Origin of the sequence: Alteromonas sp. D210916BOD_24 (genome assembly GCF_047159385.1) — a bacterium.
Lineage (GTDB): Bacteria > Pseudomonadota > Gammaproteobacteria > Enterobacterales > Alteromonadaceae > Alteromonas.
This window is the reverse complement of the sequence record NZ_AP038333.1, coordinates 859,901-873,621: the sequence shown is the minus strand read 5'-3', so window position 1 is coordinate 873,621 and position 13,721 is coordinate 859,901. Positions and strand designations below refer to the sequence as shown.

Here is a 13,721-nt window from a genome sequence, read left to right as displayed (position 1 = left end):
ATCCACTTGTATGAATGCTTACTTCCAACGTTTTTTTTACTCAAGTCAGCCCATTAGCTTTTTACTGAATGTCGCATATTTCGTATAGTAGACACCCTTGAATCAGGTATGAAAGAAATGTCCATAAACCTGCGCAAACTAAGTCGCAATATACACCTTTGGGTCTCACTGGTAATTTTTTTGCCCGTGGTCATCGTGATTGGTAGTGGCTTACTGTTGCAAGTGAAAAAGGAAGTAGATTGGATCCAGCCTCCCACTCAACAATCAAACTCGCCTACCCCAACCTTAAGCTTTGAACGCATTCTTTCGGTGGTGCAACAAGTTCCTCAGGCAGATCTCAACACTTGGCAAGACATCGACCGTTTAGATGTCAGACCCAATAAAGGTATAATCAAAGTGCGCGGTAAAAATCACTGGGAAATCCAATTAGATTCGCAAACCGGTGAGGTTCTGCAAGTCGCCTACAGGCGCACGGACACCATAGAAGCAATTCACGACGGCAGTTGGTTTTTTGCAGCAGCCAAATTGTGGGTATTTTTACCTGTAGCCGTTCTGCTTTTTATATTGTGGATTAGCGGGTTAATCATGCTGTTTACTACTTTAAAAAGTAAGTACTTAAAGCAACACTATCGATCACAACGCGAAGATTAACCCAAGTTGCAGGCTTTTACCCTGAGCGAAAGCCGCCTTATCGTCAGTACTGACATAAAACTGCTGATTCGTTAAATTACGCCCACTAATTTGCAAAGTGAGATCTTGGTTGACTTGCCAAGATGCACCTGCATCGACAGTAACCACTTCAGTTAGTGATCGCTCTCCCTCTGCCACATCTGTTTTACTTGCTCGGTATGCAAAAGTAGAAAACAGTCTTACTTCGCCTAATTCTACCCCCAAATCTAAACGCTGCTTGTTAGCCGGAATATCAGCGATCACATTTCCAGACTCGTCTTCTCCTGTAATCCAGGCGCCGCCCAGCTGTATGTCCCAGCGCCCTTTTTCAGCACGCCAATTGAGCTGATAACTCACCCCTTTTACCGTTGCACTATGCAAATTGGTGTACTGGATGACTTCGTCGGATATTTGGGTTCGTTCAATGTAGTTATCTATCTGTTGGTTAAACACTTCAAGTGACCCTTTAAGTGAATCTCCCATGTAGTAAAGCGTACCTTGAAGATTAACCGCTTGCTCAGTATCAAGCTTCAGGTCGCCAAGCACCGTTCCTCTGGGGGTCTCACCGGAAAAGAAGCGCTCCGTCAACGATGGGTTGCGAAACGCACTAGAGAGATAAAGACTCACCGCCCATTGTGGCGAAAACTGGTGATTAGCCCCAATAAACCCACTGATGTTCTCACTGTTTACAGACAGCTGCTGATGAGATTGCTGCTGCCAGTCTACTCTTGCCCCTAACGCGACTGCGGTAGCGTTAAAGGAACGTGAAGCATCGACTACCCCGGCAGCATTGAGTTCATTCGCATCTAACGTACGCACAGCATAGGCCAATGGAAAATTTTCATTGCCATTCCAAGCCCAATTGTTCACTGTTTCTGGGTAGCCATTGTCTAAACTAAACTCTCTTTCGTCAGTGATAACGCCCGAACGCCCCATCAACTGCAATTGCCAATTAGTGTGCCAGGTGGTGAATTCACCTTGCCCTTGTAGATTTGCTCCAAAGTCTAAAGCGCGACTTTCACTTTCGTTAATGCGCTTATTTGGCCTTACGACTTGAGTATCTAGTTGAGACTGATGCCACCACAGGCTCGCTTTTACATCCGACAATAGCCAGGTGCCCTTTCCTAGCCAATGGGTATTGTTGGGGTAAACTGTTATCCGGCTTTCAGGATAGTCGCTGCTCGATTTTCCTACATCGCGATTATCAGAATATACGGTCCACGCTTCTTTTAGCATAGCCTCATCAGGCCGGTAGCGAACAAACAATGCGTTCTGCTCAAATTGATCAAAAAGCGGCTTATCATTGGCATCACTGCCGTTTCCACTGTTTCGATGGGACACCTGCCAGTCCAGTGTCTGATATCGGTCAGCATAACTGTATTGTTGGGCAGATTGATTACTACTATACCCCCATCGGACATGGGGCTTTACTTGCGTTGCAAACTGCACATTGAGGGCACCACCTATAGCGCCAGAACCGAGATAGGTAGAGGTAGCACCGGGGATCACAGAAACCTGTTCTACAAACGAAGGCGGTATAAACCCCAAGCTAGTGCCAGCGCGCCTATCACTAATTACTGGCACGCCATCCAGTAAGGATTGAATACGCCAGCGGGAAAAGCCGCGAATATTGACGTTTTGAATCTGTCCCCCCTGTCCGTTTAAATTCACTGACGGCGACCGAACAAGTATGTCATTGATCGCAAGCGGCGCGACAGCGTTTGACTGATCATAATCGTTCTGGGGAAATAACCTTTCCAGCGTACGATTGTAATAGGGTCGTTGTGCAGTCACGGTATAGCGCTCCAGTTGCTGTGCATACGCAACGCTGGCTGATACTACTGTGGAAATAAACAAAGTAAGAAAAACGGTTTTCATCAAAAAGTACTTAGAGCAGAAATATAGATACACTTGCTGAACAACAGTGTAAAAAATGACTTCGCTACAGAGCCGTTCGCAGCTCCGTAGCGAAAGTGATGCCTTTTATTGGGTGATAACTGACAGTCCCATTGTCCAAGGGCCTCCTTCATTGACGACAGACTGCTGAAGAGCCGGAATCGCATTCTGCTGCAGCCCTTTAATACGCACACTTATCTGATCTAACCCTTCATTCGCGAACTGAAGTTGATCCTTGTGTTGCTGTGTAGGGCCATATGAAGACCACAATGCAGAGGTTGCATAACTCAGTCGGCTCATTACATTAGCCGGCTTTGCGCCTTTGCGATTGCGAGACTCCAACCCATACAAGGTATTGTTGATATCATTAATTTCCTTCTCAATACTTGCATAGGTTGCCTCAAGCGCCGTCAAATCACTGGGTGTACGGTCGATTGCAACCCGCAGCAATGCCATGGTTTCATTCAGCTGTTTTAACACGGTAGTGGAAGAGATAGCACGTTTTTGCGCGTATTCAATAGCACGGCTAAATGCAAAAGCTTGTGCTTTTGACGGTCCCGCTATCGCACTTTCATAAATTGATTCAAGCACAAATGACACGGGCTCTGCGAGCTGTTCGACACTGTTGCCTTCACGCTTATACAAGTTTGCACTATAGGTACCTGGCAGTGCCATTAGTCCATCATTGTCACTGTCTTTATCGGTAAGCGGCGTCGTTAGCGCATGTCTCATATTCCACGTCACGCGATGAAGCCCTTTTTTAGTACTACCTGCAAGGCGATTAATGACATTTCCTTCGCTATCGCTAATTTCGAGATACACCGCTGGTTTAGGCGCTTCCAGTTCAGCTTCTACCTCTTCCCAACTGGGATACTTAGGATATTTTTTCTTATCTTCAATCAGCTTTTTCTCAGCATCCTGACGCTTTTCTTGTGCGGTTTGTAAACTGTCCTTGATGTAGTAAGTCAAGGTTGCCCCATGCTCGGGGTTTTCTGCAACAAAGCGATCATCACCGTCTGAATCCGTGTGGTTGTCATCGAGCATAAACCATTTAACAGGTCGACTAGGTGCAAACAACAGGGCGTCTTGTTGCATTGATTTCTCAGTTAGCTGACGCAGTGGAGCATAGTCATCCAGAATATAAATACCACGACCAAACGTGCCCGCAACCAAGTCGTTTTCACGGCGCTGAATTTTAACATCCCGCGTTGAAATAGTGGGCATTCCACCTTCAAGTTCAACCCATTTCTTGCCCCCGTCAACGGTAAAGAAAATGCCAAACTCCGTGCCGATAAACAGGAGATCTTTGTTGACGTGATCTTGAGTAATACGCCAGACCAGATGTTTTTCGGGAAGATCATCAGACAACGACGTCCACGATTTTCCTAAGTTTGTTGACTTGATGAGATAGGGTTTGAAATCACCGTACTTGTGATTGTCCATAGCCACGTAAACCGTGTTGGCATCAAACAAATCCGCGCGAATATCATTGATGTAGGCGGTTTCTGGAATACCTTTAATGTCATCTAGTTCAATCTTTTTCCAACTTTCTCCACCGTTGGTGGTGACCTGAATGATCCCGTCGTCTGTACCTGCCCATAGAATATTTTCATCGACTGGGCTTTCAGCGAAATTGGCAATAGTGTGAAATTCTGACATAGCGTAAAGGTCCCACCCCGCCTCAACCGACCAGGTTCTGCCCATCATGGGCATATGCATGCGATTTTCGTTTTTGGTGAGATCAGCTGATATTGCTTTCCAGCTATTACCGCGATCATCAGAACGCCACACTCGCTGTGAAGCAAAGTAAATTCTGGCCGGATCATGTGACGACACATTTATTGGCGCATCCCAGTTAAAGCGCTCAGCAGGATCGCCCGGAAGCGGTTGAGGTTTAATATAAACCCCTTCTTTGGTGGTGCGATCGATTCGTACCAAATTGCCTTGTTGCCACTGAGAGTACATTATATCGGGATTACCTGGCTCAACGGCAGGTTGGTGGCCATCACCTCCGAGTGTTAAAAACCAATCTTTGTTTTTAATCCCTTCTGCACGAAGCGTACGCGAGGGTCCACCTTGGGTAGAATTGTCTTGCGCACCCGCATAAATGGTATAAAACGGTTTGGCGTCATCCGGCGCGACTTTATAAAACTGGGTCAAAGGTAGATTAGCCATAAAACGCCAGTTTGCCATTCTGTCGTGAGACAGATAAATGCCGCCGTCAGAGCCCATCAAGACAAAGTCAGGGTCGGTGGGATGAAACGCCATCGCATGGTCGTCTACGTGCTTTCTTTTGGTATTAATCGGCGTCCAGGTTTTCCCCCCATCATCCGACACTTTGCTGTAATTGCTGGCTATATAAACGCGGTCAAACTGATGTTGGTCTGCGAAGATTTCCTGATAATAATGAGGACCTGTACCGCCCCCCACTTCATCAGACACCTTAACCCAGCTAGCGCCCTGGTCAGAAGAACGGTAAAACCCGCCCTCGCGATTATCAATTTCAATGGTGGCATAAAGTACATCAGGGTTAATCGGTGAAATAGCCATACCAATCTTACCCATGTTCCCCGTTGGCAATCCTGTTTTCAATTCGGTCCAGGTTTCTCCCCCATCGTCAGAAGTATGGATGCCAGCACCTTCGTTAGTACCGACATACGCTGCAATAGTGCGTTGTCGTGACCACGTTGCCGCATACAGTTTATCTGGATCACGCGGATCGATAAGTAACGACGTTACACCTGTCCATTCGTCAGCAGGCGTAAGCACCTGCTTCCACGTTTCACCGCCATCAGTAGTTTTATACAGTCCTCGTTCACCACCGCCTGTCCAAAGTGGCCCCTGAGCAGATACCCATACAATGTTCGGGTTGGTAGGATGAATAATAATGTCTGACACATGCTCTGACTTTTTCAGCCCCATGTTCTTCCAGGTCTGCCCACCATCTAGAGATTTGTATACTCCATCACCAAAGCTAATATGGCGACCACCGTTGTTTTCACCTGTACCAACCCAGATGATATTCGAGTTACTAGGTGCAATGGTGACATCGCCCGTCGAATACACGGCTTGATCATCAAATATCGGTGTCCAAGTAGTACCTGCGTTAGTGGTTTTCCATACCCCACCCGAGGCGACAGCGGTATACCAAGTTGATGGGTTGTTCTGATCAACAGCAATATCAGAAATACGCCCAGACATGTAAGCGGGGCCAATGTTTCGTAAAGCCATCGACTTGAAGGTAGAACTTGTGAAAATGGCATCATTATCGTTTTTGTTTTTAGCCGCGAAAGAAGGCGAGCAAGCCAAGGCTACCGACATAGCCACTGCCGCTTTAAAAAGCTTTTTCATTATTATTATCCAGTCTGTTCCGTCGTTGTGTGTTTTGTTACTTTATAGCATTACTAACAAATCATTAAAGATTCAATATTATTCACGACCAATTACCTAATACGAAGGGTAGTTCGTCTCAACTCATTATTGCGGTAAATAGGTATTAGCACAAATGAGGTTGTTTGACCGCAATATTTACCGTGGAGTAATCCGTACACAAAGGGGACGTAGAGGAACACTAGCTGGGGAAAATGAAGCAAAGCGAGGTAACCTTCCCCGCTATGCGCTTAACAAAACTACCTATGCTACTAACTCAATGACCTTGTTGACAAAGGCGGGAATGTCGTCAGGATTTCTGCTGGTAACTAGTTTACCGTCATTTACGACTTCTTCATCAACCCAGGTGGCACCAGCGTTTTCTAAATCGGTTTTAATACTAGGGAACGAAGTGAGAGTGGCGTTGTTGGCCAAGGCTGACTCCACTAACAACCATGGGCCATGGCATATCGCAGCAATAGCCTTGATTCGCGCTTCTTTATGCGCTTTAGCAATAAAGGAAACGGCGCTTTCGTTTACTCGTAAGACGTCTGGGTTTATTTGACCTCCAGGTAGGATTAACGCATCGTAGTCAGCAGGGTTTGCATCTTCAACGTGTGCATCCACGTCCACGTCTACGCCCCAATTGTCTTCATCCCAAGCCGTAATTTTTGATTGCCCTTCAATTGACAATACCTCTACTTGCGCTCCTTGCTGCTCTAACATTGCTTTAGGTTTGACCAATTCGCTTTGTTCAAAACCGTTAGTCGCAAGAATAGCAATTTTTTTACCGTCTAAACTTCGCTGATTACTCATTAACTAAGACTCCTTTGTAGATTGCCAAGTTATTACTGCTGACGCGTTACACACGGACATCAACCTGATGATTAAATGCAATCCCCGCTTACCTTCCCACGTATAGGCTTCGCTAAGACACGGTGCAGCACATCAACAACATGCGTACCCTAATTAAGTAATTAAGTGCAACAACTAAACAGTGCAATAACTAAACCACCGAAACTTGTGGAAATAAGAATCTGAAATATATAGATTTATTGAGAAAACCTTGGCGCATAGCAGGTTAACTTCCGTCAACATGCCATGCAGAGTATGAAGGATTTACAGGGTAAAGAAGGCCAACTTTTACTATTGGGTTTTTCCTATTGCGTTAGGGAGGATTCAAAGTAAGACACCTTGTCGGTACCTGGGCGACTCACACGGATCCGTTTTGGCGTGACACTGGTATCGATACTTAGCAAATTAGCATACTCATCAATCTGAAACTGACCGTTTCCTGTATAGATGAGAGTGCCTGTATTGTCTGCGCTCCACAATTTAAGATTCCCTTGGTAAATAAGCTTTCCATTTTCTTGCTTAATCTCAAAAGACTGACCAAATACTGATTGGTATGTCCCCAGCATAGACTCAACAACATCGTCTGGCGCGGGGTCTTTTTGCGCATAAGACGGTTGCGCCCATCCCATCTTTTCAATGATGGTCGCCGTTAAGGTGTCTATAACGGGTATGCGCGAAGGGTTGCCGCCATTGCCGAATATAGCAATTCCTCTGCCCTTTTCCATTGTGCCCATTATGTGTCCCCCCGTACCCGTATTTGCTCCCCCATGAGAGAACCAGTCCAAATTGCCATTGGCTTCCATTCTCATCCAGCCAAGTCCCCAGCCGCCAACAGCGTCTAAGGTTTCTATCTGCGTTGTTGTGCGCGCGACGTTTGAAGAAATAACCTGAGTCGGCTTTCCTGCCAGTGCTTTTTGCATTTCTATGACTAGTTTTGCCATATCAACGGCGCTACTCCACATGCCTGAAGGGGCAATTTGCGGACATATGGGTAACCCCGAGCCAATCACTGTAAGGTCGCCATTGTGGACGCTAGCCACATTAGATAAAAACGACTGAGTGTTAGGTTGATGCATTGTCGTATTTGCCAAGCCCAAAGGGGCAAACAACATCTCTTGTGCTAATTGAGGTAAGCTTTTACCCGTCAGATCCTCTATGGCAACTTGCACAATAACATAACCACCTCCACTATAGGCCCACGCAGTGCCCGGCTCGAACATCAGACTAATAGGCGTATTGTAGCGAGGCACCTTAACGCCATTTAAGCTGTCAATGGCGCTAGGTACATCATCGCCCTCATAATAATCGACAAATCCCCCTTGCGTTGTTCCTGCAGTGTGGCTCAATAACCGGCGAAAAGTAATTTTTTCAGGTTGCGGAAAGTCTGATTCACTCAATTTCCAACGCTTGAGGTAGTGCGTAACGGAATCGTCCATGGATAACTTGCCCTGTTCCTCTAGCATAGCCACAAGAAGCGCAGTAATGGGTTTGGAGATAGATGCCGTAGAGAAAGCCGTATTCTCGTCAATTTTTTCTCCTGAGCCAAATACCTTCTCACCCTCAGTAGCACTGTAGATAATTTGATAGTTATCTACCACTGCGACACTGACGCCGCTTAGTTTGTACTCTTGCAGCAATGCACCAAGCTCAGCGTTTGAAAGTGTCAGCGCGCTAGTAGGTTCAGCGGCAATAGGTTGAAACATTGACTTAAGCAATATTAAGACTAACGTTAGCGTTTTCATGGGTTGCATTATGATCCCTCCTTGTTAAGAGAGCTTCACTGTAATCAGAAACATGCTTACTTTGGCCGATGTCATCGTGAACTGCATTTCTCTGTCCTCAACGACATCGCAAATCCTTCAACATCAAAGATAAATTGTGTAACTTATAGCTAAGATATTGTTTTAAAAGGCTGCACTAACGGTGCGAAATCTCAATTGGTTATACCTTGCACTAATGACTGTACTTATTTGGGGTATAGTGCTTTTACATGAACAACCTCAAAACACGCTGACATTCCCCTCAAAGTTAAGCGTAATGACAGCTGATAGCGACGCTTTACCCAGTAGCACTGACGCTCGCTGGCAACCCTACTCTCCCACTGATCTCGCCCTTTCAAACAATACAGTCTGGCTTAAATTTAGCTTGGCATTTTCAGGCGATGGCACTGTTAGTGAGCACGCTACGCCGGCTCAACGTGACACCAATGATCCAAAGGGTTTATTTATTTCACTTCTGGGCGCGTATGAGGTGTATTTGAATAATACTTATATTGGCCGCAATGGACAGCCAGCGTCCCATACACAACCAGAGCAACCCGGTAATATCGACAGTGTTTTTCTATTACCGCCCCACCTACTTGATGAGGGTGAGAATGAGGTGACGCTTCGCTTTAGTAGTCAGCTGCGCCCAGCCTCCATGACCCATAGTGGCATCTGGGTATTTGCCGATACTTATAACAACTTAGTGACGTTAAATCAGGAACGTATCCGTTTGCCTTTAATGATGCTAAGCGGTTTGTTTCTGGTCGCGGTGTATTCTTTTACAGTTTACTTGTCATCACATAGAGCCCCTGCCTACCTGTGGTTTAGTGGGTTGAGTATGATGCTGGTATTGCTTATTGTGGCGGAATCCTGGCGGGGGTTATTCAGTTATCCCTACCCGTGGCACCTGCTAAGAATGGAAGTCGTATTGTGGCTAACCTTCATCACGAGCATTTTTTTGCCCCTATTTTTTATGGCCTTTTTTCACTATCCACGCAAAGTAACACACAGAGTGTTGCTCCTGCTTATCGTGACATATGCAGCAGTGATAATTGGTATAGAGGGCTATGACTACCGCAGCTTTATACTTTTCAGTTTAGGGTTAACTGCGAGCTTTGTTATTGGGGTTGTAAGCATTAAACAACACAAGCAACACAGCTGGTTAATGACCATGGGCATTGTCGTGTTTGTATCTCCCGTACTCATCAGTCGTTTCTCTTTTATGGATCAATACTTCTTTGTGTCATTTAGCTGCCTGGCTTTGCTGATGTTACTGGTGCTCAATCAGACCCACACCGAACGTCAAAAAGCATTGATCCAATCTACGTTAACCACACAGCGTCTTGAACTAGAACTGGTCAAGAAGCAGCTTCAGCCGCATTTTATCCTCAATACACTGACCGCCATTGAAGAGTGGATAGACACATCCCCTCAAGAAGCAGTGACATTTATCCAGGCGTTGGCGCTTGAATTTAGGCAAATGGCACAATTGAGTCATCAATCATTGATTACGTTTGCACAGGAAATTGCGCTTTGTGAAAGCCATTTAAAAATAATGGGATACCGCTTTGATGCGAGCTTTACGCTTCATACAGAAAATATTGATAACGAAGCATTGCTGCCACCGGGTATTTTATTAACGCTAATTGAAAATGCCTTTAGCCACAATCACTATACCTGCGGACAATATCAGTTTGACTTGTACGTTAAGCCCAATGTCACTTCTCAAGCTCACGATGCTGCAATGACACAGTTGGTCTTTAAAGCACAACGTTGTAAAACAGCGTCACAGGCTCATTCCAGTGAAACTAAAGCCAGCGGAACCGGTGTGGGGACTAAATACATTAAAGCGCGCTTATTAGAAGCATACGGCCAACAATGGCATTTTGAAGAATACGACGAGCCTGACTTTTGGGTAGCCACTTTGCGCTTCCCTAATCAGAACAACGCATAACCCATTACAACGTAAATCATTTCGCAGTGACGATACTATGAATATCACCCTTATTGAAGATGAACCTATGGTCGCTAAGCGACTTACCCGGTTTGTGGAAAACATCTGCCAAGGCAAAGCCAGTATTGCGTGTTTTAACACCTTGGACGATGCGCAAGACCACCTGGCCAACAAAGGTACAGACGTTTTATTTTTAGATTTAAACTTACATGGAAAAGACGGTTTTTCTCTGTTACGCGAACAGTTGGCCGAGCCTTACCACACTATTGTGGTGTCAGCGAATACTGACCGTGCACTGGAGGCCTTCGAATTAGGAGTATTGGATTTTGTCAGTAAGCCCTTCACTCAGGAACGTATTCAAAAAGCGCTAGACAGGTATTTAGGTGCCCACTTCAAAGGGCAGTGCCAAAAGCTCTCATACAAAAAGCACAATCAGCTTCACTTCTTGCTCATAGATGATATTCAATTTGTGCAAGCTGCCGGTCACTACTGCGAAATAACCACAAACACTGATGAAGTGATCCTTCACGATAAACACTTAGACAAATTAATGCAGATCCTGCCCTCTCACTTTATGCGCGTGCACCGCTCATACGCAGTGCCACTCAATGAGATAGCCAGTGTATCGCAAAAGTCAGGGGCTAAATACGTGGCGCATTTAGCTTCAGGTAAGCAAGTGCCGGTAGGTAGAACCAAGTATAAAGAGCTAATTGAAGTACTCGGCAGCTAACAACACAATTTCTAACTAATTCTTTACTTAAGGCCTGCAGACCAAAACGTGCAAGCAAAGCTTGCAAAATAAGCGCTGCTGGCCCCAATACTAATGGTTCGCTATGTTACTGGCCGGTGCTTTTAACGCAGAGAAGCGCCCATTCCACGCCTGCCCTTTAATGGTAACGTTATCAAACGTAATGTCTTTTGCATTCTCTAGTATCAAAGGGATCTGCGCATTTTGTATGGTGATGTTTTTAAAGGTCACATCATACACGGGAGCGGCTTCCGGTGCGTGGATCTCAAGTACCGTACCCACGTTTTGTACGGTTAAATCTTCTATCACAATATCGGTATACGTTGCGGGAAAATTGCCGTTTAACTTGCTGGGGTAGTTCAGCTGAAACCAAAACAAGTTTTTAAATGATGCCACCTGACTTCCCCTTATTCGAATCATTTCAACCCGACCACCGCGGTCGAGGTTACTTTTAAATCGATAAGCTGATTCCCCTTCGTGAAGTACGTTGTTTTCAAAGAACACACGCTTGATGCCACCGGACATTTCCGACCCTAACCCGATGCCGTCTTCCCCACCAAGGTCATTGTTACGCGCCACAATATCAGTGCTGGGAATACCGATATTACGCCCATCCGCATCGCGCCCAGATTTAATCACAATGCCGTCATCTCCGGTTCTAAAGCGATTGTTTTCAGCCAATACAAACTGGCTCGACTCTATATCCAGTCCATCGTTATTATAAAAATGGCTGTCTACTTTAACGTTGCGCATAACCGCGTGAGACGTATAAACCAAATGATTCACCCAAAACGGTGAATGGGTGGCGGTATAATCTTCAAGTAGCACCCTGTTGGCGTGAAAGAACTGAATTAACGGCGGGCGTAAAAAATGCCCTTCACCAAACTGGCGTTGCTCAACAGGGACGCCGTCAAATCCCATTTTACGCAGGGCGTTCATATCGTGCGCCTGCTTTTCATACCAACTGATAAACTCACTTTGGGCATTGCCGTCTATGACGCCTTCTCCGGTAATGGCGACATCTTCGACATTATGTGCATAGATGAAAGGCGAATAGGTATAGACTTCAGTGCCTTCCCAGCGGGTTTTCACCACAGGAAGATAATGATTGGGCGAGCGGGAAAACAGTAATTTAGCACCTTTTTCCAGATGCAGGTTTATTTTGCTTTTTAAGCGTATCGGCCCATCAACATGCCATTGGCCTGTGGGTATGACAACCCATCCTCCACCATTCGTTGCAGCCTTATCTATTGTATTTTGAATAACGTTTCGCGCTGCCTGTCTATTTTTTTCAGTAGATTCGAGGGTGTACTTCACTTCAGGGATTTGTGGTGCTTGAATACTATTAACAATATGCTGTGCTATTTCCCAGTCTTGTTCAGTGTCGGCATGTGCAACAAAAGCGTATACCCCTAATGTAATCAGCAACAGTTTAATAAACCAAGCGCGTGTCATGAAAGCTCCCCAAAAGTGGTGGTGAAGTAATAATCGCAAAATGCATTTTTATTTTTTGTTAACACTATTTACGCATAATGCCACCGGTGGCATTTTTATTCAAACATCCCGCGGTCTAACCTGTTTTGTCCACTCTCGTCTGTGAGAAATAGTGTTCAGTACAAAGCAGGCCTGCAACGTTGTATACGTGCACAGGAAAAGGAAAAGCAGCGGCGTTAACAGGGCGTTAAGTGGTATGCAGTTAATGACTGGAAATCACAATAGTTACCACAGCGTATAGTCAAAACGTTTACAAAGCGCCCTGAATGCAGATGAATTCCTAGAGGGAAGTCATTTATTGTCTTTTAATCGATCACTGAAGCTTCACGTGAACGGTATTAACCAGTACCGGTTTGCCTAGCGGTTCACCACTTTGACTTTGTGTTGAATAGCGCAGCATATATACATCGCCAAATTCGGTCTCGCTTATTGGGTTAGCTTCGCCCCCTACAAGCCCAATAATGTCGGGAGTGGTGTTACTGTGCCCAACCACTACTGCGTTTTGCTGTTCAGACAACAATTTGGCTGCGAGTTTGGTTAAGTCTCTGGGATCGTAAAAAGTCACCGCTGTATTTACTTTTAGGGCGATGGGCGCTGCACTTTGTTGTGTGCGACGGTAATTGGTGCTGTACACTTTTTTAATGCCAGCATGTTCAAGCAATGACGCGAAGGCTTGCGCTTTTTCAACACCTTGTTGAGTTAGTGCAGGATTTGTTCCCGTTTGCTTTTCAAAATGACGGGTAAAATAGAGGGTAAAATCGCCAGCAATACTGCCAGGCACAATACATAAAAATAGCGTTAAAAATAAAATAGATTTCATGGTTAACCGTGTGGTTGTGTTATTGCTCTTGCTGGCCGTTTTGGGCTTGCCGTTTTGGACTTGTCTTTTCGGACTGGCCAAACGTTTGGCTAACGCTACCACTCAATGGCGTAAAACCCAATATGTTTTCATTGCAAGTGTAACGGTTACGGC

At 45.4% G+C, this 13,721-nt stretch carries 9 protein-coding genes; 3 read left to right on the top strand and 6 right to left on the bottom strand.

Annotation, left to right across the window (positions count from 1 at the left end):
• Window positions 1-108 precede the first annotated feature (108 nt).
• Window positions 109-651, top strand: a complete 543-nt coding sequence (locus tag ACMCM8_RS03745; RefSeq protein WP_412725605.1) for a PepSY domain-containing protein — start codon at window positions 109-111, stop codon at window positions 649-651.
• On the opposite strand, the gene ACMCM8_RS03740 is transcribed toward ACMCM8_RS03745, so the two are convergent.
• From ACMCM8_RS03740 to ACMCM8_RS03725, 4 genes are all read right to left on the bottom strand, one after another.
• Window positions 634-2,547, bottom strand: coding sequence for a TonB-dependent receptor plug domain-containing protein (locus tag ACMCM8_RS03740; protein WP_412725603.1), 1,914 nt, complete (start codon window positions 2,545-2,547; stop codon window positions 634-636). The genes ACMCM8_RS03745 and ACMCM8_RS03740 overlap by 18 nt on opposite strands.
• Window positions 2,548-2,652: 105 nt before the next feature.
• Complete coding sequence (locus ACMCM8_RS03735) at window positions 2,653-5,916, bottom strand: VPS10 domain-containing protein (protein WP_412725601.1); 3,264 nt, start codon at window positions 5,914-5,916, stop codon at window positions 2,653-2,655.
• A gap of 282 nt (window positions 5,917-6,198) precedes the next feature.
• Window positions 6,199-6,750: a type 1 glutamine amidotransferase domain-containing protein gene (locus tag ACMCM8_RS03730; protein ID WP_412725599.1), complete on the bottom strand. Its 552-nt coding sequence runs from the start codon at window positions 6,748-6,750 to the stop codon at window positions 6,199-6,201.
• Between the two features lie 344 nt (window positions 6,751-7,094).
• A complete protein-coding gene (locus tag ACMCM8_RS03725; protein ID WP_412725597.1) occupies window positions 7,095-8,540 on the bottom strand; it encodes a serine hydrolase domain-containing protein in 1,446 nt (481 codons plus the stop codon).
• A 286-nt stretch (window positions 8,541-8,826) separates the two neighbouring features.
• On the opposite strand from ACMCM8_RS03725, the gene ACMCM8_RS03720 reads away from it, so the two are divergent.
• Together ACMCM8_RS03720 and ACMCM8_RS03715 are read left to right on the top strand one after the other, a co-directional pair.
• On the top strand, window positions 8,827-10,506 hold the full coding sequence (locus tag ACMCM8_RS03720; protein WP_412725595.1) for a sensor histidine kinase: 1,680 nt from the start codon (window positions 8,827-8,829) through the stop codon (window positions 10,504-10,506).
• Window positions 10,507-10,543: 37 nt separating this feature from the next.
• Window positions 10,544-11,236 (top strand): LytR/AlgR family response regulator transcription factor, encoded by a 693-nt coding sequence (locus ACMCM8_RS03715; protein WP_412725593.1) that lies wholly within the window; start codon window positions 10,544-10,546, stop codon window positions 11,234-11,236.
• 90 nt (window positions 11,237-11,326) lie between these two features.
• Here ACMCM8_RS03715 and ACMCM8_RS03710 read toward each other — a convergent pair whose 3' ends face one another.
• A complete protein-coding gene (locus ACMCM8_RS03710) occupies window positions 11,327-12,709 on the bottom strand; it encodes a glycoside hydrolase family 28 protein (protein ID WP_412725591.1) in 1,383 nt (460 codons plus the stop codon).
• Window positions 12,710-13,061: 352 nt separating this feature from the next.
• Window positions 13,062-13,568, bottom strand: a complete 507-nt coding sequence (locus ACMCM8_RS03705; protein ID WP_412725589.1) for a histidine phosphatase family protein — start codon at window positions 13,566-13,568, stop codon at window positions 13,062-13,064.
• Window positions 13,569-13,721: the final 153 nt, after the last annotated feature.